Genomic DNA, 26,326 nt, shown 5'->3' on the forward strand with positions numbered 1-26,326 from the left:
TCAAATCACGGAGTTGCGAAGGCGATGGGTTAAAGTGGCAACACAAGCGACTAATTCATCAGCCACAATGGGTTTAGCTAAGTGGATTTGAAATCTGGTGTCCCTAGTGAGAGAGGCGTTGGTTTCTTCTGGATTTGTGGTTAATCCGATCACGGGAATTGATGATGTGTTTCTGACCTCATCTCTAAATATATAGGCCTCCATGTCCGGCATCGCTATATCTGAGACTAAGACATCGGGGGAAAACTCTTGAATCATCAAGAGTGCTTCCTGAGCGGAGCTTGCCATTTTTACTTGGGCTCCGGCCTGGGTTAAGATCGATCCAATTAGAGTCCGAGTCTCGGCTTGATCATCAATGGCTAAAACTCGCAAGCCAGTTAAATTAATGGAGTTGATCTCTGGATTTTGAGGTTGTAGAGAAGTGCCATGGCACGTCTCTACTGGATTTTGAGGTTGTAGAGGTGTACCATGGCACGTCTCTACAGATTTCATTAAGGGTAACTGCACCGAAAACGCAGCCCCTAAATTTTCGCCTAAACTGTTGGCGCTGACTGTTCCTCCATGTAATTCCGTTAGGTGTCGGACAATGGCGAGTCCCAGTCCCAAACCCCCAAATTTGCGGGTATTTGTGCCATCCTGTTGACGAAAATAGTCAAAGACATAGGGTAAAAACTGAGGATTAATACCAATTCCGGTGTCTTTGACCTGAATTTGGACGTGATCTTCCCCAGATTTTAAATAAATCTCGACAATGCCTCCGGGGGGAGTAAATTTAATTCCATTAGATAATAGATTCCAGATAATCTGTTGCAGTCGGGTTTCATCCCCCAAAACATAGATTAAAAGGGAGGAGAAACCAGAATTTTGAGCGATTTCAAATCTGACTTGAATGCCTTTGGCTTCAGCAGCTAATTTAAAAGTTTCTATTACCGAGGTGATGATTGTAATTAAATTGACGGGTTGTTTATGTAAGACCATGTTTCCTCGCAACATTCGAGAAATATCTAATAAATCCTCAATCAGTTGGGTTTGGAGTTTAGCATTCCGTTCGATGGTTTCTAAGGCTTGGGCTGTGCCTTGGGAATCGAATTTACGAGTTTGTAGGAGTTTTGTCCAACCCAAAATCGGATTCAAGGGCGATCGCAATTCATGGGATAAAACCGTGAGAAACTCATCCTTAATCCGGTTGGTCATTTCGGCTTGCTCCCGGGCGGCCTGTTCCCTGATTAAGAGTTGTTCTCGTTCCTGTTCGACTCGTTTGCGATCGCTGACATCCAAAAACGCCCCAATTACCCCCCGAATCTCCCCTGCTTCATCTCGCAACGGTACGGCCCGACCATAAATAGAACGAACTTCCCCATTTTCAAAAACAAACTCAAATTCCGATTCAATATTTTCTCCCGTCCGTCCCGCTTGCTGCATGGGCAAATCTTCTGGAGGAATATCTTGGCCCTGGCGTTGAATCTTGAACTCAAAGGGATAGGAGCCATCCTCGGGGGTCGCCGTCACCAACGATCCCGAGGCTAACTGCACCAATTCATGGGCTGCCCAGTTCGCCGTCATCTGGTGGCATTGGGGGTCATGGGCAATCCAGACCGCGGCTGGAACGGTTTCCATAAAAGTTTTCAACTCCTCAGTCCTTGCCCTTGCCTGGGCTTCACTTTGGCGCAGGGCTAACTCTATGCGTTTGTAGTCGGAAATATCAACAGCCGCACAAGTAATCCCGATAATTTCATGGTTAGGATTGTGTAGGGGTTCAATGGTTAAATCAAAACAGTATTGCTGTCCGTCGGCGAAAATAGGAACTTCCTCCCGCGTCCCGATCCCGGTTTCCAGCACCCGGCGTTTGAGTTGAGTCAGTCGAGCGACTCCCGCCTCGGGGAACAACTCAAAATCCGTGTTATCGATAATCTCCTGATCGGATTGGTTGAGGGTGGGATTATGAACCCAGGTGTAGCGGAGGGTTTGATCCTGATTAAATAAGGTAATTGGCGCACTTTTCAGGGCAACCCGTAATCGTTCTTCGCTTTTGAGTAAAGTTATTTCTGCCTGTTTGCGTTTGGTAATATCTCGCCAATAAATGGCTAAACCCTTTTCATAGGGGTAGACATGAACTTCATACCAGAGGTTGTCTTGAGCCAAACAGGTTTCAAAATTATCAGCCACCTGAGTTTGGATTACCTGACGCAGTTTCTCCTCACCTTCAAAGCCCATTAAATGAGAATAAATATCCCAAAAATTACCCCCTAACAATTCCTCTCGGGTTTTACCAGAGAGCCGTTCCGATGCTCCATTCACATAAGTTAATCGCCACTGATGGTCTAAGGACAAAAAGCCATCGGTAATGCTTTCGAGAATATCAGTCACCCGGGCTTTGGTGTTGATTAATTCCTGTTCTCGAATTGTGGCTTCTTGGCGGAGTTGGGTCATTTCCAAAATCGACTGGACACGAGCCAGGAGTTCCCGGGCAGAAAAGGGTTTAATCAGATAGTCATCGGCTTTCGCTTCTAGGCCTTCAATCCTGGCATTTTCCTCCGCCCGGGCTGAGAGCAGAATAATTGGAATCCTTTGGGTGTCAGGATCGTGGCGCAGAATTTGTAGCAGTTCCAAGCCGTTCAATTCCGGCATAATCACATCGGTAATCACTAAATCGGGTTTTTGTTCCCGAATGCTCTCTAATGCGGCTAACCCACTATTCACCGATTTTATCTGATATTTTTGACTCAGTAAACGCTGAATATAATTGCACAGATCCGGATTATCATCCACTAACAATATCTGGGGAAGGGGTAATTGGGGGGGGGGCATCTGCTGAACCTGAACCACAACATTGGTTTCCGCAGACCAACTCTTGACTTCATCTAAATAGGTTGCCGTGGTGATTCCGGTATCCTGTACTTCTAATTCAATACCATTTGTGACCCAGCGCAGAGAAAGTATGATTTCACCTTTAAATGTAAATTTAAGAGCATTAGAAAAAAGATTCATTACTATTTTTTCCCACACTTCTCGATCTATATAAATAGGTTCGGGTAGGGGCGGACAGTCTATAATCAACTGTATTCCCGCCCGTTCGATGCTCGAACGAAACATACTGGCCAGTTCAATTGTTAAAGTGGCTAAATCCGTAGGTTCATAGACCGCTTGAATTCGTTCGGCTTCAATACTGGAAAAATCAACGAGGGTATTAACCAATTTGAGTAATCGTAAACTATACTGCTTGTTGATCTTTAACATTGATAAAATAATGTAAAAATCATGAATCATTAGATGCAATTTACCAGATATTGTGTTAACCTTAGCATCTACCTAAAGATAGACTTATTTTTTTTATCTAAAATTTATAAAGATCAAAAACTGATAAAAAATGCAGTAGAGATCATCAATTATCTATCTCTACTGCATTTTTAGATTTATATTATAATCAGGAAATCCGATCAGTGATTGCAACCCTATTTAGCTAACGGAAACATCCACAACGGTTTGATTATGACCCATTGCATCAACTGGATTCACCTCGGTCGCCTTCTGGGTTTGTTTGCGACGGTTTAACCCTTCAACCAGTAATTGAGATACTTCGGTAACTAAAATTGTAGCAATAATCCCATCATCTAACCATCCGACAATCGGTAGAAAGTCAGGAGAAATATCCAGGGGACTCACCAAGTAAATTAAACTTCCTAAAATTACAACCCAACGATATTTTGTATTCCGTAGCGTCACACGATACCAATTATAAAAAGATTGAATCAGATTTTTCATTTTACAGTCCTAATATTGCCTACCTGTATCTAAGATGACAAATTCTATGGGGATTGAGAAGTGTAGAAAACCCTGTATGGTTGTAGGGATGTTCCACCCCTGCTGTTTCCGTAATCCTTGGACGTTCAACTGTTCTATCCTAGGTAAACAGGGTTTGTACCCTTGTGCCCCAATCAACCTTTAATTTTTGTTGAGCATTTCCCCCATTCAATGCGATTTCTACCCAACCATGGGAACCCACTAAGGCGACAAAGTGACCCAAGGGAACATCGCCGTAGGTTTGACCCGCACCAATCAGGTAGGATGAACCGGAAAGAATTTGCTGTTGGGAATTGAGGTTTTTTTTAGATTTCTTGTGTTTATTTTTCCGCGATTTTTTACGTTTATTATTTTTTTCTTTACTAATCGCCACATACCAATATTTATTAGCTACTATTTCCCCCGGAATATTGGTGACTAAATTTCCAAATCCATCAATATATTGAATACATCCCTGTATTTTTAAATCATGGACTTGACAAGGCGGTAAAGATAACCTAACTAAAGTTTTATGATCAATTATAGTTCCCAGTTTTTCTAGGGGAACACCAGAAGCTAAATGCGCCCCAACCGAAGCAAAAATATCTCGACCATGAAAGGTTGTACTAGGTTTAGCAGTACGCCAATATTCAGGATAATTTAATTCAACTGCAATCACGTTGTTGCGATTTATCGCCTCCATATTGTTGTTGCGATTTATCGCCTCCATATTGTTGTTGCGATTTATCGCCTCCATATTGTTATTGAGATTTATCTCCTCCATATTGTTATTGAGATTTATCGCCTCCATTTCACAAGTTAAAAAAGGTTCTAATATTCCCGTCAATAATCCATTATCTGGCCCCACCAAATAATTGTTATTAAATTGAATTGCGATCGCCCTTCTTTTGGTTCCTACTTCTGGATCAACCACCGCAATATGAACGGTTTTTTCAGGAAAATAGGGATAGGCATTCAGTAAATTAAATCGCCCCGCAGCAATATTTTGAGGCGGGATATCATGGGTTAAATCAATAATATTAATTTTAGGATTAATTTGATAAATCACCCCTTTCATGACTGCTACATAAATATCTTTTAACCCAAAATCCGTTAACAGTGTGATAATTTTATGATCTTGTTTCATCATCAGTATTATTAATTAATAAAAATCAAAAATTATATTAGAGGGCGAGAAGACCTCGCCCCTACGAGGATTAAGTTATTATCCATTCCATTGTTACCCTTTGACACAGAGAATTTGTTTCAAAGTAGCCACAACTTCAACTAAATCTGATTGTTGTTTCATAACTTCATCAATGGATTTATAAGCCCCCGGAATTTCATCAATAATTCCTGTATCTTTGCGACATTCAACTCCTTCAGTTTGTTGAATTAAATCATCCAAAGTAAAGGTTTTTTTAGCTTTACTTCGAGACATTAAGCGCCCCGAGCCATGCGAACAGCTACAGTAACTATCATGATTTCCCTTCCCTTTCACAATAAAAGATTTCGCCCCCATGGAACCAGGAATAATCCCATAATCCTGTTCTGCCGCGCGGACAGCACCTTTACGAGTCACATAAACTTCCTCGCCAAAATGTACTTCTTTTTCAGAATAATTATGATGACAATTAACCTCTAATAAGGCTTTAGTTGGTTTCCCTCCCGCCACGGCTGTTTCTACAATTCGTTTAAACCGTGCCATCATAATATCTCGGTTGAATTTGGCGTAATGTTGCGCCCATTGTAAATCATTCCAATAGGCTACAAATTCGGGAGTTCCTGATACAAAATAAGCTAAATCAGGATCAGGAAGTTTGAGTTCTGCTAATTTTGCCAGGTTTTTTGCTGTGTCAATATGGTTCTGGGCTAACATATTTCCAATATGTCGAGAACCGGAATGCAACATTAACCAAACGTTGTTTTCTTCATCTAAACACAGTTCAATAAAATGATTTCCTCCCCCTAAAGAACCCATTTGTTTAATCGCTTTTGATTCTAAGTTTTGAACCTTGGAATGCAGGTCTTTAAATTCTCGCCATCCTTGCCAATTAGTGACGGCTTTTTCAATATGTTTATTTTGATCAAAACCCACCGGAATTGCGGCTTCAATTTCCTGGCGAATTTTCTTTAGTTTTCCCTCCATTTGTTCAGCAATAAACGGTAATTTGATCGCACACATTCCGCAACCAATATCAACCCCCACAGCCGCCGGAATAATGGCTTCTTTTGTCGCAATTACAGAACCTACTAATGCCCCTTTTCCTAAGTGAACATCGGGCATTAAAGCAACGTGCTTGAATACAAAGGGCAAAGAAGCGACGTTTTTCGCCATTTTGGTTTCTGCTGAACCTAAATCGTGATTCGCCCAAGATAGGACGGGTTTAGGGCTAGAAAGATTTAACGTTTCGTAAGGCATAAGGATTTTATGGGCTATCTAAATATCAATTTATATCAATCATATTACATCTGTAGTATATTGTCAAGAGGTGTGCGGATTTATGGTAGGGTTCAGTTAAGTAAACTAGAAACCGGGTTTCTGTAGGGGCGGGTTCTGTAATAATTTTCGTTTCCCACCAATAACTTTTATAAACCCGCCCCCTAGTAGTCATAATATATTCAATCCTAGAATTAAGTTAAACCTAAATATCCTATGTACCCAACTAATTCTCAAATTGAATTTAAGCAAATTCAGCATCTTGATCACCCTGATTTTGAAAGCGCGATCGCACTTTATGAACAAACATTCCCATCTCCAGGACAAATTCCGATACCTTGGATACGGGAAGGAGTTTTAACTCAAAAAACTCAACTCTGGTTGGGTTATTTTCAACAAGAATTAGCTTTAATATCAATTTTATATCCCCTTCCTGATTCCAATTTTATCTTATTAGCTTATTTAGCAACAGTCCCCCATTTGAGAAATATTAAAATCGGTTCTCAATTTTTAAATTATCTGATAGATTTAGTTAAAAAAGAGTCAAAAACCTTAGTCTTAGAAGTTGAACATCCTGATTTTGGAGATAATAGAGAATTAAAGCAGCGTAGAATTGCTTTTTATAAACGGTTGGGTGCAAAAGAATTACAAGATATTATTTATATTTTTCCTGCTTTAGATGGAACTAAAACTACAGAAATGCTCTTGATGATTATTGATGATAATAATTCAGAAAATATCCAAAAAAAGGTTATTCAAAAGTTAGTTAGAGAGTTATATATAGAAGTTTATCATCTGCATCCCGATCAACCTATTTTTAATTGGATTGAGGATATTCAGGATAATATTGCTTTGATTTGACACTCGACAGAGAGAATCCATACTGTGCAGGAATCCGAGGAGTTTTAAATTAATGGACACAAGTGGACTCGAACCACCGACCCCCACGATGTCAACGTGGTGCTCTAACCAACTGAGCTATGCGTCCGACAATTTATTAATGTAGCACAACCACCCAGATCATGCAAGCTTTTTCCAGATCTTTTTTTCTGCGTGGGTAATCACAAGAGCAGATGGGTTTTAGCTGGTCGTTTATTTGAAAACGGTCTAAAGCCATCTAACCCAGTTTTTAGTTTGTCTATTTGCTCTAATTTAAGTGGATAATTAATCGTTAAATAGCGATTGATTAAAGGGGTTGATGAAAATTTTTGAAGAAAGAAAACTCCACCCCCCCCCATCTATTTCAACGAGTTTCCAATCAATTAATTTCCCTAACGAGTAGGGAGTTGCTGTAGGGCCGTGGGCTGGCAAAACTGCTATGGCGTTTCCAATCAATTAATTTCCCTAACGAGTAGGGAGTGGAAGTTACGGTGATCCTTGCAGTAACGCGGAGGCTATGGCGTTTCCAATCAATTAATTTCCCTAACGAGTAGGGAGTCCTCCCATTTTAAACCCATACTTGATACTCCCCACGTCTGAAGCCGGGGGATTCTTGAAGATCTGTGAACCGTTTCAATGGTGCTATCAAGACACCCTACACGCTCAAAACAACTACCAGTACGACAGGTATTGCAATTGCGCTTACTTTGATTTTTTTCGCTTTCCGAGTCCATCACAACGCCAGTTAGGTACGCTCAACATCCTGCCATTATTTGCCCTTTAACTATTCCGAATCGAGTCGGATATGTCCGTTGCCGGGATTACTCCGCACTAGGATGGTTCAACACGCAGATGGTTATTCTTACTTGCTTTGTTTTGATTATATCACTATGGCTAAAGCCACGCAATCGTTTCACGGGATTTAAAAATCCCTACCGATTAATCAAAACCCTAGAACCCATACCCAGAGGGATAGCGAGGCTACCAACAACAGAATCAGCATTACAGCGATTTTACCTGAGCCTCGCAGAAAAGATCAATTGACATCAGCGATCAAGTAATTGTTGATAAAAAATTAACAATTCTTGAGCGAGTGCCCTATTGGTGTATTGGGTCATGGCTCTTTGATAACCTTTTTCTCCTAACTGTTTTGCTAATTCTGGATTTGTCATTAACTGTTTTAAACTGTTTTGTAAGGCTTGATCATTTCCTTCTGGAAATATTAATCCAGTATCAGCAATAACGTGGGGAATTTCACCGGAGTCGGAGCCAATTACGGGAACTTGACAGGCCATAGCTTCGATTAAAACATGACCAAATTGTTCTTTCCATCCGGCGGCGGTTAAGGTTTTAAATTTGTAGGTGGTTTCGGATGGTAAAACTAGGGTATTCATCAGGTTAATATAGCGTTGTACTTGATCATGGGGAACACTTTCGATTAATATTAATCTATCTTTAAATTCAAATTTTTCGGCTATTTCTAGGAGTTGCGATCGCAATTCTCCTCGACCTAATAATACCCATTTCCAAGGATATTCTTTTAATCCTGCTAAGGCTTTGGCTAAAGTTATTAACCCTTTTTCCTCAACAAAACGCCCCACAAATCCAACGACAAATTCATCGGGTTTAATCCCTAATTCGGCTTTTAGTTCCGGTTGAGGTTCGGGTTTAAATAATTGTTCATCAATGCCTAATTGGGGCATAACTTCAATCGGTTTATTATATCCTTTTTGGCGTAAAATATCTTTGCCATCTTGATTTCCCACTACAATTCCATCGGTATATTTCAGGTTATATCCTTCTAGGAGAGAAACGGGAAATTTTAAATCATAAGGTAAATTCCACCAAGTAAAAAAGATGTTTTTTGCTTTTAAACCTAAAAGATTATTTAAGGTGATAAATTGACTATAGGTTAGGGCTTTAGAACCCTGTTCCACTTGAATTATATCAGGTTTAAAGGTTTTTAGCAGAGAAACTAAATCCCAACCAAAGGTAAGTAAACCTTGATTATTTTGACTAAAATTATAAATAGGAACTACTTTAAAGTTACCTTCATCTAAATATTGGGATTCAATAATTTTATTCTGAACTCCTCCGGGTCGCCAACGTTTAGGAACAACTATTGTTACTTCTATATTGGGTTGTAAACGGGCTAAAGCTCTAAATTTTTCTCGGTTTAAGTCAACAATATAGGTGTGGCTGGCTACTATAATTTTCATAGGTTTTTTGCATTTTTAATGTTTTTACTGTTGTTGGGCTTGTTGTTGGGCTTGTTGTTGGGCTTGTTGTTGGGCTTGTTGTTGGGCTTTAGCCCCTCTTATAAGATTTGCGCTTAAGCAGACAAACTATTAAACATTTTACTGTTGTTGGGCTTTAGCCCCTCTTATAAGATTTGCGCTTAAGCGCAACAACGGGTTAAGGGTCTTGTTGGGTGTAGATTTGTCCTTGATCCCAAAGGGAGGTGATCCAGGTTCCTAGGGCTTTAATTAAGCCTAATTTATAGAAGAATAAACGACTAATAATTTTGAGGGGAGAACCACTTTTATTGCAGGGAGGATGTCCTAAAACGTGACAATCAAATAGTTTAGCAAAAAAGCGAAAACATTGACCTGGAGTTAGGTTTTTTAACCCCATAAAGAAGTGATTATGGTAGAAGGTAATCTGATATTGTACAGAACGGGTACTCATATCATGACAGCCTCCGGCTTCTTCTCCTAGATGAATTAAATGGGCTTCTGGATCATACCAAATAATATAACCTGTTTGTCTTATTCTTAAACAAAAATCCGATTCTTCTCGAACTGCACTACCTTTAAATCGTTCATCAAAGGTTAAACCAAATTGTTCAAAAATTTCTCGCCGGAAGGACATATTACATCCTCTGGCGGAAATAACTTGTTGGGGTTTAATCGTATGAACTAAATCAAGATGATACCAAGCAATACCAGGATCTTGAGCTTCGGGAGGTAAGTTTTCAATGGTTAATCCTCCGCCAGAATCGCTTAATTTCATCCGATCAAAAACTCGTCCCGCAACGGCTCCAATTTTCTCTGGTGCGGCGGTTTCTCCTGGGATATAATTACGAGCATGGGCCATTAAAAATCCTTCGGGAAGTTGCACATCATCATCAATAAATAATAGAATATCTCCTTGAGAACGTCGAACAGCATAATTTCTGGCACCTGGTAAACTTGCCCATTCTAAACGATACCATTTAATTTTTCCAGCTTGGGTTAACTGTTCTAAATAGGTTTGGGTTTCGGGTTCATGGGTTGGGGTTTGATCGACTACTAAAACTTCAAAATTGGGATAGGTTTGTTGTAATACTTCTGCTAAGGTTTCCCGTAATACTTGTTCACGGTTATAGGTGGGAATGATTACAGAAATTAGCGGTAAATTCATAAGTTTTTTTTCTAAAATGAAGGTTTTAATCTCTTTCAAATTGTTTTTCTGATCAATTTTTCTAAATGAATAAATCCTATTAAATAGATACTGAGTAAGATGCTAATTCCGATGATGGAAATTATAATTTTTAGATAGGGATTTATGCTTAGAGAATGATTGAAAACAGGAAGAATAACAAAGAAAAGTGGCTGATGAATCAGATAAATCTGATAAGAATAAATTCCCATTAATGATAACAGGGTTAATCCATAGAATAAATATCCTTTGTATTGTTTTAACCATTCAAACAACCTGTAACATCCTAAAAACATTAGGGGAGTAAAGAGGATATCAAATCCTAGCATATAAACAATATCAACTTTCGTCAAGGCTAGATAAATATATAAAATTAATCCTAGGCCAAAGGCGAGGGCTGAATAGGTGAAATCATGAGTTCTAAAGCGATTTTGATTTCGATAGTAAATAATTCCCCAATATAGTCCTATGCTATATTGAAAAAAGTAACTTAGAAATATATTATTTCCCAAGAAAAAGCCAAACCATTTAGATTGAGCTTCTAACAAATAAAAACCAAAAATTTTGGTAATAATTCCAATAATAATTCCTAGAATTAAAATTAATTTTGGTCTACTTTTACAACTTAAAAAAATTAAAGGTGTGAGCAGATACAATTGTAAAATAACAGTAAAAAACCAAAATCCCGGGTTGATTGATTGCCATTGATAACCTGCTAACCCGAGGAAACTGAGAATAAATTCAAGAGAAGATTTAATCCTGTATTGATATCCGAAAATAAAATATAGCAATAAACTACAAACGACAGCTAAAAAGTAAGTGGGATAAATTCTATCTAATCGTTTCAGGAGCCAAGATTTCCAGTTTGTGGTAATTTCCGGTAAATTATACTTTTGAGCCGCAGCAGCGAGAATATAGCTGGTGTTAAATCCTGCCATTATAAAAAAGATATCAACGGCTGCATAACCAATTTTTGCGCCATTTCGACCTAAGATAGAAACCAAAGGAAGTTTGTCGGGATAATTCTGAAAAAAGTGAAAGAAAATAATTCCTAGAATCGCTAAACCTTTAGTTTGATCAATCCAATCTAAACGCTGTTTTTGAGATGGATTTACTGTACTAGACATGAAAAGATATCCTCATTTATATTTCTGGATCTAGTTCACCTGCTTCGATCAATTTTTTGCGTTCTTCCCGATCAATTTCGGGTAGTTTAAACAGTACCCCGGCAAAATACCAATAATAAACCGTAACCGGATCAACATCTAGGGGGTAATAATAGGTATTGTAGCTAATGATTAACACAAAAACCCAAAAAGATGCCCCAAAACTGCGTAAATTTTTATCTTTAACGGAACGATAGGATTTAAACCCAATCACGACCATGGTAGTAACTAAATAGAGAAAACCTCCGACTCCAATTGGCCCAATTTCAAAAATTAGTTTGGGATAGTAGGTTTCAATTAAAGCGGTTTTCCCAAAAATCCGAGCGGCATTTGTGGCTCGTCCCACTCCTTTTCCTAAAATCCCTTTTTGCCCTCCGCTACTTTGTCCAAACTGTTCTGAGATGAAATCGCTGGGGGGGGAAGCATTCCAACGACCGACAAAGCTATCGACTCGTTCTTGTAAAAATGCCGGGCTGGCTGCCATTGCAATTCCTAATATTAAACCAAGTCCGGCGAGGATGGGAAGAAATCGTTTTAAGTTGGCAACTTGTCCGGTTAATATTAATAGAATAATCGTCACAACGGGAACTAATGCTAAGGCAATTCGTTGACCGGAAATTACAGCATTTACAAATACCAGTGCCATTCCGACTAAACCTGTCATTCGCCAGAGGGGAGAAGGGTCACTAAAAGCACTCGCAAAGGTAAAAAAGGCATTAGCAATTAAAAACCAAGCCCATTGCCAAGGTGCGACAAAGGTTCCGGGTAAACGAATCATATTTTGAGAGGGACTAAAAACTAAAGACCCGCCCACTAAACATTTAGCATCCAGAGTGGCTTTGAATAAATCATCTCCGACTAAATGATCGGTTCCTTTGCAACGGCCACTGGCCAGCATTTGATATTGAATGACTCCTAAAACACAACAAATTATGGCTAAAACCAGGGTTAAACGAGTTAAAAATAATAGTTCTTTTTTGCCTTTAATTTGATAGTAGGCACAGGTAATTAAGGGCAGGTATCCAATGAAAGATTTTAACCCCATTAGTCCAAGTAAAATCGGTTTGTCTCCTGCGGGTTTGAGTTGTTGCAATCCATTTACTAACAATAAAGTTAACCCACAAATGGCGAGAAGTACCATCAAAGGTTGCTTTAATCCTTTGGGAACAATCATCGGCATTCGCTTGCTTTTCCATTCCTTATATTTGGCAAATAAGGCGGGAAAATAAAAGCCATCTTTAGCTAGTTGAAAAATCGGGCTGCCGCCACCAATCCAGTAGGTGACTGTGCCACTAAATGGTAAATAAATTAAAAATCCCCATAATGCCATGTCAGGGTAAAGATAGGATAGGCCTACAATTAAAATTCCTCCTCCCCCGGCGATCGCTAATTTCGGGCCAGCAACAACAAATAAAATCGCGCCAATAACGGCAGCAGCAGCAATAATTCCTGACGATGAAGATATAACTTTCTTAATCGCTTTTGACCGTTGCTTTTGGCGAAGTTTTATTTCTGTTTTACTTAAAGTTGGTTTCTTAGATTTCGACTTTTTTTTAGTGGTTTTTCGCTTTTTTTTAGCTTTTGTAACCATGGGAACAGGGCGTGAATTTAGCCCCATTATAGATCAAGTTTTAAGGGGCTGTTAAAAAAAAGATAAATAAATCGCTGGGAGATAGGGATTCAATTGAACCTTTTCTCGCCAGCGATAAATCATTTATTTAAAATAATATCAACTGTTAAACGGCTAAATATTGCTGAACTACTGATACTAACTGTTCTGCCCAATAGTCAGCTAAATCAGCACCTTCAGCTTCTACCATTACCCGAATTAAAGGTTCTGTTCCCGACGCCCTAACTAAAATTCGACCCCGATCTCCCATGGCTTTTTCTGCGGTTTCAATAGCTTTAACAATAGGTTCACAGTGTTTCCAATTGCGCCGTTTATGAACGTCCTCAACCCGGATATTTTTTAACAGTTGGGGATAGGTTTGAAAACTATTATTAACTAATTCCGCTAGAGACTGACCGGAACTTTTAACTAATGTGGCCAAATGTAATGCCGTCATTAACCCATCCCCACTAATTCCATAATGGTGACAGAGAATATGTCCCGACTGTTCACCCCCTAACATCGCCCCCGTCCGTTTCATTTCCGCGTGAACGTGCTGGTCGCCTACGGGAGTCCGAATCATTTTACCCCCGAACTGTTTCCAAGCCCGTTCAAAACCCAGATTGGCCATTACCGTTGAAATAATTAAATTTTCCGGTAATTGTCCCGCTTTGCTGAGGGTTTGGCCCCAAAAATATAGAATATAATCTCCGTCTACCGTCCGACCTTGGCCATCGACGGCTAAAACCCGATCTGCATCCCCATCAAAGGCAAATCCGAGATCGGCATTGTGTTCCAAAACCGTCTGTTGTAGGGCTTGTAGATGGGTAGAACCACAATTTACATTGATTTGATGGCCATTGGGTTGATCATGGAGACAAATCACCTCCGCCCCCATTTCTGTAAAGACTTGGGCCGCCAAGGGAACTGCCGCCCCCCATGCCAAATCTAAAACCACCCGCATCCCTTGTAAATTCGTGACTGGGAGTAATGGCCTATGTAGAGATTGGGCATAATTTCTAATCAGTTCTGGCCGATAATAGTGTTGGCCACACTCGCTATAAATAATCGGAAAATCGGAATTTCCTCTAATTCCCGCCTCTATTTGCCCTTGTAAGGCGGTGGATAATTTTGTACCATCTTTTCCAAAAAACTTGATTCCGTTGTCTTCCGGGGGGTTATGGCTGGCGGAAATCATCACTCCACCAATAGCCTCGGAGGTTAGGGTTAAATAGGAAACTCCAGGGGTGGGACAGACCCCAATATGCCAAACTTCCAACCCCGCAGCAATTAATCCGGCGGAGAGGGCCATGGCTAACATATTGCCGGAGGTACGGGTATCTTGGCCTAATATGACTGGGCCAGGATGGTGGGCTTGCTGTCGGAGAACTTGGCCCGCCCAGAACCCCACTTGTAAAGCCAGAGGCGCATTCAGGAGTCCGCCCACCCGTCCCCGGATACCATCGGTTCCAAATAGGGGGGTAGTGGGGAGTTCCCCAACTTGATCAATAAAGCCGAAATGGGATATGGTTCGAGGTTGGGCGGTGTTAGCTTCTTTTTGCGGGGAACTAAAGTTCTGAGTCCGAGCGGGTGTTGCGACCATAAAATTCACTCCTCTTAATATATATTCACACACTCAATGTGGAGCATAGCACGTCAGGAACATAGGTCAAATATCTTAACCAAGGTGATGTAAATTACGAGGGTGAAAATTGACTGATTTTATATTATCCGTTCTCGGTCTATTTTTTTAAGTTTAAATCAATTATGGAAAATCAATCCCTTGACAGGATGGCCCCAAAACAAGATACTTAAAAAACTTACTTTGCATCGGGTTATCTAAATTTTAACACGGTAATGAAAATAAAATCTTTTCCAAAAATATCTTTTTATTCAATTATTTTAATCGTAATTATTGCCCTAACTGGATTTATTGCTTATTCTAATATCCTGAATAGTTTTTTTCTCTCGGATGATTTTGTTTTAATTGCGCTATTGTCAAAATTAGGGCCTTTTGGGTTATGGTTTAATCAACAACATGGTCAATCGTTATTTTTTCGGCCTCTATTGGGATTAATTAGTTTTTTAGACTATAAAATCTGGGGTTTGAATCATTTTGGCTATCATTTGACAAATTTTGGCTTTCATTTAGCTAATTCTTTTTTAGTGGGAAGTATAGCATTTTTATTCAGTTTAAATTTAAGATTAGATTTAAAATTAAAACGGTTTATTCCCTATTTTGCTGGATTTATTTTTCTATTATTACCTTCCCATTCCGAAGCCGTTTCTTGGATTTCCGCCCGAACAGACGTTATCGCCACTTTTTTCGCCTTACTATCCTTTTCCATCTATTTAATACCAATTAATTATCCTAACCTGACTCCTTCCAGTTCCCCCCCTTACCAACCAGGAACTAAAACTCCTTCCAATTCCCCCCATTACCAAGGGGGGGTTAGGGGGGGTAAAACCCTTATCTCCTTAACTGCTTTTTTAGCCGCCTTATTATGTAAAGAATCTATTGTTAGTTTTCCAGGTTTAATTATAGCCTATGAACTCTATCAATATTCGCAAGCAAAGCCCAAAACCATCAAAAAACCTTTAATTAATTGTTTACTATATATAGCAGTTTTGGGATTTTATTTTGTTTGGCGATATCTAAAATTAGGAACCTTAGTTGGAGGTTATGGAGAAGGCATTCATCTTAAATTTAATCCTATACAAATTTTATATAACTTAATTATTTATCCAACACGAAGCGTTTTAACTGGACAATTCAACTCTAGTTTAACCTTCTGGATTTTAACTTTTATAGGTTTAGTTTTAATATCCATATTTGCTCTAATTTTAGGTTACTATAAACATCAACTAAAATCTCAAATTCCTCAAACCTTACTTTTAATTATTGTAGGATTTTGGATTTGTGTGTTACCCGCGATTAATGTTTCCGTCTCTCCCTTTGATAGTCAAGGAGAACGTTATTTATATTGGGCTTCAAGTTTTATGTCTATTTATATAGCATTAATTATCACAATTTTGGTCAGTAATTTTCAACTCTGTTTAATCCTATCCTCAATTATATTAGTTAGTTTAGGATTATCCCTGCATTCAGTTAACCAAAACTGGAAATTCGCTGGAGAACTCTCCCAAAGTTTATTAACCAGTATGCAAAAAACACCCATAGAATCCCCGATTATTACCAGTGTTCCTGATAACTTTAGAGGAGCTTATCTATACAGAACCGGATTAATTCAAGGACTCCATCTTTTTGACCTTGATAATCGTTTTAACGTTCAATTTGAGCAGAAATCAACGGATAAACCCTTTGAAACCGTGAGATTTTATACCAACAATATTTTATTGGTAATAATGAATACCCTACGAGAACCCACCGATAAAATTACTATTAATACCCTAAAACCGAATCAATATCAATTTCAATTATCCAATCCCCAAACCCTATTTTTTCCCACCCCCAAAAATACATTAGTCACTAAAGACTATCAAGTTAGTGATGTACAACCCCAAAGCTACACCCTAACCCTCAACAATCCTAACCGTTTTCAGGATTTATTATTGTATTCGTCGGGGGAGTTTGTTAAATTATCCGATTAATCTTGTATTATAGAAACAATTTATCAAACGATAATATTAGGTGTGATGGAACCAATTTATATTTTAGGTGCTGGCCCAGCCGGACTCGCGGCGGCTTATACTTTAACCAAGCAAGGTCAGTCCGTGGTTGTGGTTGAGCGGGATGGTCAGGTCGGAGGATTAGCCAAAAGTATAGAATATCAAGGCTTTATCTTAGATTATGGCCCCCATAGATTTTATACAAAAATTGCTCCAGTTTTGCAACTTTGGGATGAAGTTTTAGGGGATGAACAAGTTACAGTTAATCGTTTAACTCGGATTTATTATGGGGGAAAATATTTTAGTTATCCCTTAAAAGCCAAACAAGTTTTATCCGCATTAGGATTAATTGAAAGTTTAAGAATTGTGCTATCCTATTTAGCTGTTAGATTATTTCCTAAACCCCAAACTAATAATTTTGCTGAATGGGTAGAAAATAAATTTGGCAAACGACTATCAGAAATATTTTTTGAAGGTTACACCGAGAAATTATGGGGTATTCCTTGTACAGAAATTAGTCCTGACTGGGCCGCCCAACGCATTAAAGGATTATCGTTATCAAAAGCCATTAAAAATGCTATTTTAGGCAATGATGGGAAAGTTAAAAACCTCATAGACCAGTTTCAATTTCCCCGTTTGGGTTCGGGTCAACTCTATGAAAAAATCGCCGACTATTTACAACAACATCAACAACCGATTTTATTAAATACGGAAGTTATTCAAGTTCATCATCACAATTCTCAAGTTTCCCATATCACCCTGAGAAACCGCATTACAAAAGCGGAAAATACCGTGGCTTGTGGGGGATTAATTTCTTCTATTCCTTTGACCCATTTTGTTCAACAATTGCAATCTTCTCCCCCTGAAAAAGTTATAGATGCTGCTAAGTCTCTGAAATTTAGAAATACAATTTTAGTCTATTTAATTGTAGAAGGTGGCAATCTTTTTCCCGATAATTGGTTATATATTAATGACCCCAGAGTTGAAGTTGGACGGGTGACAAATTTCGCCAACTGGTCGCCAGAAATGTTAGCTAATACTGAACAAACTCCCCTTTGTTGTGAATATTGGTGCAATTTTGGCGATGATTTATGGCAATGTCCAGAAGATGAATTGAGAATATTAGCTGAAAAAGACCTACGCAAAATTGGGTTATTAAAAAATCAAGCGGTTTCCGATGGATTTATTGTTCGTTTACCCCGAACTTATCCTATCTATGCAGGAAATTATCAAGCTGCTTTATCGGAAATTCAAGGCTATTTACAAACCTTCCAAAACTTGCAATTAGTCGGACGTTATGGTGCATTTAAGTATAATAATCAAGACCATAGTTTATTAATGGGAATTTTTGCGGCGGAGAACGTTCTAACTCCTGGGAAACATAACCTCTGGAATGTTAATAGTGATAGCGAATATGTGGAAGAAGCTCACGCAGAAGCCGCCACAACCGCAGCCACAAATACTCGTCTATCCCGACGTCGCCAAACCTTAAAAACCTTACGAGAATTTGGCGGTTATTTATTCACGGGTGGCGCGGCTACTATTGTCGATGTTCTGATTTTTTCTATTCTCATTCATTCAGGATTATGGTATGTTTTTGCATTAGGAATTAGTTATTTTATCGGATTAAGTACCAACTTTTGGCTCAGTCGTCGCTTTGTATTTGGAATTTATTGGAAAAACTGGTTTGTTCAATATGGCGTGTTTGCGACGGTTGCTTTAAACAGTTTGTTAGCCAATTTAGGGTTATTACAACTGTTAATTAATGAATTGGGATGGCATCCAACTATATCTCGTTTAGCCAGTGCTGCTTGTGTCGCCACGATTAGTTTTACCGGACATAAGTTGTATTCCTTCTCATCCTCAAATCAATCAAATAATCAAGTTTCTGAACTGCAATCTTAACTATAGCAATCCGTGTAGGATTTGTGATAAAAACCTGTAGGGGTTTGGTTTCCAAACCCAGGCGCAAAGAGGGTTGGGAGACCCAACCCCTACGATAAAATATTCAACTTTTCCTACCTGTTCCCTGTTCTCTGTTCCCTGTTCCCTTCTTAAAAATGTCTGAACAAAAACAACAGGCTAAAGTGAATTTAACCACTATTTTTGTGATAACTTTAGCCACTTGGTTGATTCTGATTCCTTTCGTTAATTCGATTAAAATTCCCTTTGGAAATAATCAAACTGGGGTAATTTCTTTAGCCAGTATTAATAATATTAGTCCCTATACAGACTATCTCAAATATATTATTTTACTCCTAACTCCCCCGTTAATTGCGACTCTGGTTTTAAACCTAAATCAAAAACCCCTGAGAATAATTTTAAGGGTTATTAACCATCGTTATACTTGGATAGTAATTAGTTCTATTCTATTACTAACTTGGTTAATTAATACTCCCTTTAACCAATTTAGAATTAATTCAACCTTAATTGATTCTTTCCATGAAGGGGAATTTTTAGGATTTTTACCTAACTTTATACAACTCAAACAACCCTTTATTGATACCATTTTAATTCATGGATATGGCGTAGATGTTCTTCCCAGTTGGTTAGCCAAAAATCTCGCTACTCAAAATAATGGCATCGCCTTAACTCGGTTATTCGTAAACCTAGAAAATGTAATTACCTGTTTAGGCTATTTTTGGATATTGTGGGAATTAATTAATCTGGCAGAAATCAATAAAAATAGATTAAAAATATTCTTAATTTCTTGTATTATTTTTTGTGTTTTTGATGGAATTTTCTATAAATTCGATGGCCGCCGGGGAACCAGTTTCATTATTCAATTAGCTTTAACCTTACGATTTTTTAGAATAGCGGAAAGTCAACCCAAGCAAGCCCAATGGTTATCGGTGTTAATTGGAGCTTCAATTCCCAGTAGTTTTTTCTATATCTATGACCGAGCTATTTATTTTATTGCCGTTTATCTTTGTGCTTCTATTCTATCATTATTTCTTGATAAAAAAACCACAATTATTTGGCTTAGAGGAACGTTAATTGGTATTATTTCTGTTACTATTATTAGTATAATATTCCTGGGTTTTGAACAAATTAATGCCATTATCTCTCAAGTTCTATATTGGGGAAAATATGGACGCTATATTTCTTTTATTCCCCTTCCCCCCTTAGAATTAAGCTGGACTTCCCAAACCTTTTGGTTATCAATGTTTTTTCAAAGTGCGGTTTTAGTTTATCTAATTTTAGACTTTAAAAATCAAGAATTAAAACTCCGTCCCTTTGTTCAAAAAAATACTCTAATTATTCTACTCTTAACTCCTGCATCCGTTTACATGAGAATTACCCTTGATAGAAGTGACATCGGACACGCCTATCATGGCGCATTAATTACCACATTTTTAGTTATTTACCTAATTTATCTGGGATATAAACATCAAATAGAGCCGCAATTATCCCAACTTAATATAAATCCAATTCAACAAAGTTTAACCGTTCTTCTCTTGATTGTAATTATTTTATCAGAACCCGGTTTTAATCTGGTGAAAGGGATGGAAAAAATAACTCAACTCCCTACATTTTTATCCACTCCCGACTCCAAACTTTTAAAACCAGATTATTTAGAAGCATGGAACACTCTTAAACCCGAAATCGAGCAACAATCTTGCTTTTTCACCTTAACCTCCGAAGGATTATGGTATTATTTATTTGATAAACCATCCTGTTCCAAATATGGTTATGTTCTCTATGCTAAACCTACGGTTGCTCAACAGCAAGTAATTCAACAACTGAATGAAACCAAACCCAATATTTTATTATTAACCAATGAAATCTGGTATCAAAATCCTTGGGATGAGATTTTAAAATCCGAATCTGCGTCTTTAATTTATCAGAATGTTTTAACCACCTATCGACCCTATAAAACCGTTGAATCCCATTGGTTTTGGAAACGTAATAATCAACCATTAAAATTAACTCAAACTCAATCTTTAAATGGTAATATAGAATCCCTTCCTACCCAACCTATTCATCAAAGTGATAATTTATCCATTGGTGGTTGGTCAATTCTTCCTGAATCTTCCCAACCTGCGGATGCAGTTTATTTAAGTTTAGGGAAAAAAAATCAACTGATTGCTGTTGGTCAAGTTAATATTCCTAGACCCGATGTAGTCCAAGTTTTATCTAATCCTAAATATGAAAAATCCGGCTGGATAATTCGAGTTCCAACAGCAATTTTACCCCCAGGAAATAATCAAATGAAAGTCTGGAGTTATGACTCTAAAAAAAATCAACTTACTCAAATTGGAAAAGGTTTCAATTTAGAAATTCTCTCCTAACCCCCGTTGTTGCGCTTGAGCGCACTCTTTCAAATAATTTTTATTAATTTGGGATTACCTTAATGGAGAAAGCCATGAAGAGCTTACTACGGCAATTTTACCCCCAGGAAATAAGTTGTTGCGCTTCAGCGCACTCTTACTCAATAAAATAATTTTTATTAAATTAAACATTTTATTGAGTTTAATATGACATAATTAACAGAGAAAATCTGAAAGATTGTTTCCTATGGCGACCCTAAACCTGAAACCCACCCATAAACCCATTAGAGCTTATTATGACGCTTTACAACAGTTTGCAAAATTGGGAGTTTCCCACGAATTAGCGGTTAAAGACGCCTTTGCAGACCTGTTAAAAGCCTGTTGTCCGCAATTTGAGTTAACCTTGATTCCTGAAAAACAAATTAAATTACCCAACGGTAAAAGTATTCGGGTTGATGGTGCTTTAGTTCGGGATGGAAGTATTAGATATGGCGTTTGGGAAGCGAAAGATAGTCAAGACAAATTAGAGCGAGAAGTTAAACAAAAGTTTGCGTTAGGTTATCCTAAAGAAAATATTATTTTTCAATCTCCTGAACGAGTAATTTTATGGCAAGGGGGAAAACAAATCTGTGATCAAGATATCACAAAACCGCAGATTTTAGTAGATACTTTAAAGTTATTTTTTGAATATCGCACCCCGGAAATTGCCCAATGGGAAATAGCGGCGGCAGAATTTGGCGGACGGGTTAAAGATTTATCGGGTAAACTGATTGATTTAATTGAAACCCAACGCAAAATTAACCCGAAATTCATTCAATCTTTTAGTGAATTTACGGAAATTTGCCGTCAAGCAATTAACCCGAATCTTTCTGAAGCTGCGGTGGAAGAAATGTTAATTCAACATTTGCTAACAGAACGAATTTTTAGACAAATTTTTAATAATCCCGATTTCACCCGTCGTAATATTATTGCGGTAGAAATTGAAAAGGTAATTCAAGCGTTAACGTCTAAATCTTTTAGTCGAGATCATTTTTTAGGGGAAGTTGATTATTTTTATCGCGCTTTGGAAGATGCGGCTCAAACCATTGATGAGTTTAGCGATAAACAGCATTTTCTGAATACGGTTTATGAGAAATTCTTTCAAGGGTTTGCGGTTAAAGTTGCGGATACTCACGGAATTGTTTACACACCGCAACCCATTGTTAATTTTATGGTGAAAAGTGTTGAGGATATTTTACAAAAAGAGTTTGGCAAGTCGTTAAATGATAAGGGAGTGCATATTCTTGATCCCTTTGTGGGGACGGGTAATTTTATTTTACGGGTGATGCAGGAAATTAAAAAAACTGCCCTTCCCTATAAATATGAACAGGAATTACACTGCAATGAGGTGATGTTATTACCTTATTATATTGCTTCAATGAATATTGAACACCAATATTTTGAAGCAACGGGAGGTTATAAAGCTTTTGAAGGTATTTGTTTAGTTGATACTTTTTCTGACCAACAGGTGCAACAGTTATCTTTATTTACGCCTGAAAATACCGCCAGAGTTCACCGTCAAAGAAGTTCACCGATTTTTGTGATTATTGGAAATCCGCCTTATAATGCTTGGCAGGTTAATGAAAATGATAATAATAAAAATCTAAAATATACGAATAAAGATAAAACCGGAATTGATGATCGGGTTGCTGCAACTTATTCTAAAGATTCAAAAGCAACGAATAAAAATTCCCTTTCTGATCCTTATGTTAAAGCAATTCGCTGGGCATCAGATAGAATAGGAGATGAAGGAATAGTTTCTTTTGTAACTAATAATAGTTTTATTAATGCTCTTGCTTTTGATGGTATGAGACAACATTTAGAGAAAGATTTTGATTTAATTTATCTTATTGATTTAGGTGGTAATATCAGAACAAATACAGATCCTTCAAAAAGTATTCATAATGTTTTTGATATTAAAGTCGGAGTCAGTATTAACATTTTTATTAGAACAAATAGATTTAATGAATCTAAGGCTACTAAAATTTATTATGCTAGTGTTGGTGAATTTTTGAGAAAGGAAGAAAAGTTTAATTATTTAAACCAACACCAGCAATGGGATACTATTAACTGGCAATTAATAGACCCTGATAAAAAGAACAATTGGTTAACTGAAGGATTAGAAAATGATTTTGATATATTTATTACTTTAGGAAATAAAGAAGCTAAACTTTCTAAAAATAATGATGATGGAATAATTTTTAAGATATTTAGTTTAGGAGTTAGTACAAATCGAGATACTTGGGCATATAATTTTAATTCTGATGAATTGGTAAGCAATATTCAACGCATGATTTCCACTTATAACGAACAGGTTAGGAAATGGCAAGATCGCAGCGATAAATCAGTTGACGTAGATAATTTTGTAATTTGTGATGATCATAAAATTAGCTGGAGCAGAGATTTAAAAAAAGATTTAAAAACAGGGAAGTACCTAGAATTTTCTCAAACTAGAACAAGGCGATCACTTTATCGTCCATTCGTAAATTCTCATCTTTATTTTGCGGATGGTTTAAATGACAGCCCAGGTAAATTTCCTTTAATATTCCCTACACCTGAAACTGAAAAAGAAAATTTTATTATTTCTATTGCTGGCGTTGGTGATAGAAAAGGATTTGGTTGTTTTATCAGTAAATTTATTATTGCTTTAGACTTTGCTTTTGAAAAAGCTCAATGTTTCCCCTTCTACACCTACGACAAAGACGGAACAAACCGAAAAGAAAATATTACCGACTGGTCACTCGAACAATTCCGAAACTATTACCAAGATCCGACTATTACAAAATGGGATATCTTCTATTATACCTATAGCCTTTTGCATCATCCCACCTATCGAGAACGCTACGCCGCCAACCTCAAACGGGAACTTCCTCGCATTCCCTACGCGCCAGATTTTCGCGGTTTTGCTGATGCGGGAAAACAATTAGCAGACCTGCATCTTAACTATGAACAACAACCCGAATATAGCCTTAAATTCATTGAAAATGATGAAGTTCCCTTAGATTGGCGAGTGGAAAAAATGAAACTCAATAAAGATAAAACCCAAATAATTTATAATGAATTTCTCACCTTAAGCGGTATTCCTCCCGAAGTTTTTCAATATCGTTTAGGAAATCGTTCTGGGTTAGATTGGATAATTGATCAATATCAAGTTAAAATTGATAAACGTAGTGGAATTGTTAATGATCCTAACCGTTTAGATGATGAACAATATATTGTTCGGTTAATTGGTCAAGTGATCACTGTTAGTTTAGAAACCGTTAAAATTGTTGATAGTTTGCCCGATTTGGGATTAGTTTGATGGAGAAAGCCCTAAAGGGCTTACTACTTTTATTATTTTTAATTGATTCCACCGCTTATTACGAGGAACAAAAACCTGGGCTTGGGTAGAGTTTTTAGGAGAAGTCAAAGAGACAGTAAACTTCCTCATGCTATATCCTGAAGCTGGTTCAAACGTTAGAAGTTTTGTTCGTCGGGTGATTTTGCCCAAGTTTTCTTACTCTCTATTTTATCGTATCCTAGAAGAAAATCAGATAGAAAGGAGGAGTAATCACTCTTTAATTACCAATAGATATAGAGCGCGAATTCTTAGTCATATATCACCTAGATTGCTTCGGCAGATTGCAATTGATATTGGCTTGACAGTTGAGGAAATGTTGGAGTCGCGGTGAGTTAAAATAGAGAGCGATCGCTTCTTTTATATTAATAAAAGCGATTTGCTAATTTGGGGGAAACGGATTGGTTTTGATGCGGTTTATGCCGTTGGTGGTACATTGGTTAGGACGGCTAACGGTTCTTGTGGATGATATTTTGTGATCGTGAGTGGTGAATCTGCCCAAATTGCTCTATACTAGAACAAGAACCCAAAAATCTTAACAGAGAGTCTATGCCTACTTATAACGAGGTAATGAATCAAGTTCAAACTTTGACTATCACTGAGCAACTCCGATTATTAGGAGACTTGAAAAATATCGTCGAGCAAGGAATAGAAGTGGAAGGAGATGATGAGGTAATTTCAGCGGCAGAAATAGTCGCAAGTGAAAATGCTTTGCAGGATTATTTGGCGGGACGCGATCGTGGAATATCTTCAAAAGAACTGAAATTGAAACTATTTGGAGAAAAAATTGACTGACTACATTCTGTTGAAAGCAGCCGAACGCTATTTAGAACGAATGCAACTGGACGATCAAGTGCGTATTGTTAAGGCTTTGGATGCGTTAGTTACAGATTCAACAGGACTTGATATTAAACCCCTGAAAGGTCGTCCTGAATTACGATTGCGAGTGGGTAAATATCGCGTAGTGTTTTTAGAAGACAGAGACAATCAAGTTTATGTTGTAACTCAGATTGGTTCTCGCGGAGATGTTTATAAATAGCCTTTTTGTTTGGGTAAGAGTATGAAATTAAAGTGCGATCGCACTTCTTCTGCTACTTATGAATTTTGAATTTAATTTCAATTAATCAATTCTAGTAAACTTGAATCACTCACCCCTGTAATTGATCAGCTAATTAACAAAGCTGGATTTCGGATTTCCCCTGAGTTGTTAACACAAATTCTTAATCAGTCATAATAATTTAGAGCGATCGCTTCTTTTATATCAATAAAACCGATCGCTCTAGGATTAGTATTTCAAGGTAGAATCTTGATTATAGGATTTGAGATGGCAACGTTAAGATGATCAGTATAACGAGTTACTCGGTTTAGCAAGCGATATGTAGTAAAATGTTATCTAACAATAGATAAAATAGTTATAAGCTAAATATGTTAACTCAATACATTCAGGCTGCGATGAAGCAAGCTCGGTATGAAATTTTTCCTGATGACGGGACTTTCTACGGAGAAATTCCTATCTGTGAGGGAGTCTATGCAAATGCTGTAACTCTCGAAGCTTGTAGAGAAGAATTGCAAGAGGTATTGGAAGACTGGATTTTACTTGGTCTCACGCTGAATCTTCCTTTACCCGTCCTTGATAATATCGACCTTACAATTACTAAAGAAGTTGCCTGATGCCTCCTTTAAAACCAATTAAAGGGAGTGGTGAGAGTGCGTCCATCCATTAATTCCACACTAAAAGCATCTTCATGGATGAGT

General features: G+C 37.7%; 17 protein-coding genes and 1 tRNA gene. 8 read left to right on the plus strand and 10 right to left on the minus strand.

What is annotated here, in order from left to right; genetic code table 11:
• From NMG86_RS06215 to NMG86_RS06230, 4 genes are all read right to left on the minus strand, one after another.
• The gene (locus NMG86_RS06215; RefSeq protein WP_237747589.1) at window positions 1-3,237 is read right to left on the minus strand and encodes a response regulator; all 3,237 of its coding nucleotides are present in this window, start codon (window positions 3,235-3,237) and stop codon (window positions 1-3) included.
• Between the two features lie 219 nt (window positions 3,238-3,456).
• Window positions 3,457-3,762 carry a YkvA family protein gene (locus NMG86_RS06220; RefSeq protein ID WP_026789122.1) on the minus strand — a complete coding sequence of 102 codons (306 nt, stop codon included), beginning with the start codon at window positions 3,760-3,762 and terminating at the stop codon, window positions 3,457-3,459.
• 139 nt (window positions 3,763-3,901) lie between these two features.
• Entirely contained in the window at window positions 3,902-4,927 is a 1,026-nt protein-coding gene (locus tag NMG86_RS06225) for an SAM hydrolase/SAM-dependent halogenase family protein (RefSeq protein ID WP_052338652.1), read from the minus strand.
• 93 nt (window positions 4,928-5,020) lie between these two features.
• A complete protein-coding gene (locus NMG86_RS06230) occupies window positions 5,021-6,202 on the minus strand; it encodes an RtcB family protein (protein WP_026794347.1) in 1,182 nt (393 codons plus the stop codon).
• 234 nt (window positions 6,203-6,436) lie between these two features.
• Between NMG86_RS06230 and NMG86_RS06235 the strand changes: the two genes are divergently transcribed.
• Window positions 6,437-7,081: an N-acetyltransferase gene (locus NMG86_RS06235; RefSeq protein ID WP_026789124.1), complete on the plus strand. Its 645-nt coding sequence runs from the start codon at window positions 6,437-6,439 to the stop codon at window positions 7,079-7,081.
• 53 nt (window positions 7,082-7,134) lie between these two features.
• Here the strand turns inward: NMG86_RS06235 and NMG86_RS06240 are convergent.
• The 6 genes from NMG86_RS06240 to glmM form a co-directional block, all read right to left on the minus strand.
• Window positions 7,135-7,208, minus strand: a tRNA-Val gene (locus tag NMG86_RS06240).
• A gap of 937 nt (window positions 7,209-8,145) precedes the next feature.
• A complete protein-coding gene (gene hpsO / locus NMG86_RS06245; RefSeq protein WP_026797252.1) occupies window positions 8,146-9,318 on the minus strand; it encodes a hormogonium polysaccharide biosynthesis glycosyltransferase HpsO in 1,173 nt (390 codons plus the stop codon).
• A 196-nt stretch (window positions 9,319-9,514) separates the two neighbouring features.
• Window positions 9,515-10,501 carry a hormogonium polysaccharide biosynthesis glycosyltransferase HpsN gene (hpsN, locus tag NMG86_RS06250; RefSeq protein WP_026789126.1) on the minus strand — a complete coding sequence of 329 codons (987 nt, stop codon included), beginning with the start codon at window positions 10,499-10,501 and terminating at the stop codon, window positions 9,515-9,517.
• 35 nt (window positions 10,502-10,536) lie between these two features.
• Window positions 10,537-11,646, minus strand: coding sequence for an acyltransferase family protein (locus tag NMG86_RS06255; protein WP_026789127.1), 1,110 nt, complete (start codon window positions 11,644-11,646; stop codon window positions 10,537-10,539).
• A gap of 16 nt (window positions 11,647-11,662) precedes the next feature.
• Window positions 11,663-13,276, minus strand: coding sequence for a hormogonium polysaccharide biosynthesis protein HpsL (gene hpsL, locus NMG86_RS06260; RefSeq protein WP_026797253.1), 1,614 nt, complete (start codon window positions 13,274-13,276; stop codon window positions 11,663-11,665).
• A 145-nt stretch (window positions 13,277-13,421) separates the two neighbouring features.
• A complete protein-coding gene (gene glmM / locus NMG86_RS06265) occupies window positions 13,422-14,897 on the minus strand; it encodes a phosphoglucosamine mutase (protein WP_026797254.1) in 1,476 nt (491 codons plus the stop codon).
• Window positions 14,898-15,151: 254 nt separating this feature from the next.
• Here glmM and NMG86_RS06270 point away from each other — a divergent pair, with 254 nt between their 5' ends.
• The 7 genes from NMG86_RS06270 (at window position 15,152) to NMG86_RS06300 (ending at window position 26,242) form a co-directional block, all read left to right on the plus strand.
• Window positions 15,152-16,906 carry a hypothetical protein gene (locus tag NMG86_RS06270; RefSeq protein ID WP_043939663.1) on the plus strand — a complete coding sequence of 585 codons (1,755 nt, stop codon included), beginning with the start codon at window positions 15,152-15,154 and terminating at the stop codon, window positions 16,904-16,906.
• A 45-nt stretch (window positions 16,907-16,951) separates the two neighbouring features.
• A complete protein-coding gene (locus NMG86_RS06275) occupies window positions 16,952-18,829 on the plus strand; it encodes a GtrA family protein (protein ID WP_026794341.1) in 1,878 nt (625 codons plus the stop codon).
• A gap of 155 nt (window positions 18,830-18,984) precedes the next feature.
• Window positions 18,985-21,216: a hypothetical protein gene (locus NMG86_RS06280; protein ID WP_026797256.1), complete on the plus strand. Its 2,232-nt coding sequence runs from the start codon at window positions 18,985-18,987 to the stop codon at window positions 21,214-21,216.
• A 226-nt stretch (window positions 21,217-21,442) separates the two neighbouring features.
• Window positions 21,443-24,535, plus strand: a complete 3,093-nt coding sequence (locus tag NMG86_RS06285) for a type ISP restriction/modification enzyme (protein WP_026797257.1) — start codon at window positions 21,443-21,445, stop codon at window positions 24,533-24,535.
• 606 nt (window positions 24,536-25,141) lie between these two features.
• The gene (locus NMG86_RS06290) at window positions 25,142-25,366 is read left to right on the plus strand and encodes a hypothetical protein (RefSeq protein WP_237747590.1); all 225 of its coding nucleotides are present in this window, start codon (window positions 25,142-25,144) and stop codon (window positions 25,364-25,366) included.
• On the plus strand, window positions 25,359-25,610 hold the full coding sequence (locus tag NMG86_RS06295) for a type II toxin-antitoxin system RelE family toxin (RefSeq protein WP_026789135.1): 252 nt from the start codon (window positions 25,359-25,361) through the stop codon (window positions 25,608-25,610). Before NMG86_RS06290 ends, NMG86_RS06295 begins: the two co-directional genes overlap by 8 nt.
• Window positions 25,611-25,996: 386 nt before the next feature.
• A complete protein-coding gene (locus tag NMG86_RS06300; protein WP_026789136.1) occupies window positions 25,997-26,242 on the plus strand; it encodes a type II toxin-antitoxin system HicB family antitoxin in 246 nt (81 codons plus the stop codon).
• The last annotated feature ends 84 nt before the right edge of the window (window positions 26,243-26,326 follow it).

This window comes from Planktothrix rubescens CCAP 1459/22, from assembly GCA_904830895.1.
Classification (GTDB): Bacteria; Cyanobacteriota; Cyanobacteriia; order Cyanobacteriales; family Microcoleaceae; genus Planktothrix; species Planktothrix agardhii.

Excerpts from the sequence above, each read along its gene's own strand:
- NMG86_RS06215 (WP_237747589.1), bottom strand. The coding sequence starts at position 3,237 with ATGTTAAAGATCAACAAGCAGTATAGTTTACGATTACTCAAATTGGTT.
- NMG86_RS06220 (WP_026789122.1), bottom strand. The coding sequence starts at position 3,762 with ATGAAAAATCTGATTCAATCTTTTTATAATTGGTATCGTGTGACGCTA.
- NMG86_RS06225 (WP_052338652.1), bottom strand. The coding sequence starts at position 4,927 with ATGAAACAAGATCATAAAATTATCACACTGTTAACGGATTTTGGGTTA.
- NMG86_RS06230 (WP_026794347.1), bottom strand. The coding sequence starts at position 6,202 with ATGCCTTACGAAACGTTAAATCTTTCTAGCCCTAAACCCGTCCTATCT.
- NMG86_RS06235 (WP_026789124.1), top strand. The coding sequence starts at position 6,437 with ATGTACCCAACTAATTCTCAAATTGAATTTAAGCAAATTCAGCATCTT.
- hpsO (WP_026797252.1), bottom strand. The coding sequence starts at position 9,318 with ATGAAAATTATAGTAGCCAGCCACACCTATATTGTTGACTTAAACCGA.
- hpsN (WP_026789126.1), bottom strand. The coding sequence starts at position 10,501 with ATGAATTTACCGCTAATTTCTGTAATCATTCCCACCTATAACCGTGAA.
- NMG86_RS06255 (WP_026789127.1), bottom strand. The coding sequence starts at position 11,646 with ATGTCTAGTACAGTAAATCCATCTCAAAAACAGCGTTTAGATTGGATT.
- hpsL (WP_026797253.1), bottom strand. The coding sequence starts at position 13,276 with ATGGTTACAAAAGCTAAAAAAAAGCGAAAAACCACTAAAAAAAAGTCG.
- glmM (WP_026797254.1), bottom strand. The coding sequence starts at position 14,897 with ATGGTCGCAACACCCGCTCGGACTCAGAACTTTAGTTCCCCGCAAAAA.
- NMG86_RS06270 (WP_043939663.1), top strand. The coding sequence starts at position 15,152 with ATGAAAATAAAATCTTTTCCAAAAATATCTTTTTATTCAATTATTTTA.
- NMG86_RS06275 (WP_026794341.1), top strand. The coding sequence starts at position 16,952 with ATGGAACCAATTTATATTTTAGGTGCTGGCCCAGCCGGACTCGCGGCG.
- NMG86_RS06280 (WP_026797256.1), top strand. The coding sequence starts at position 18,985 with ATGTCTGAACAAAAACAACAGGCTAAAGTGAATTTAACCACTATTTTT.
- NMG86_RS06285 (WP_026797257.1), top strand. The coding sequence starts at position 21,443 with ATGGCGACCCTAAACCTGAAACCCACCCATAAACCCATTAGAGCTTAT.
- NMG86_RS06290 (WP_237747590.1), top strand. The coding sequence starts at position 25,142 with ATGAATCAAGTTCAAACTTTGACTATCACTGAGCAACTCCGATTATTA.
- NMG86_RS06300 (WP_026789136.1), top strand. The coding sequence starts at position 25,997 with ATGTTAACTCAATACATTCAGGCTGCGATGAAGCAAGCTCGGTATGAA.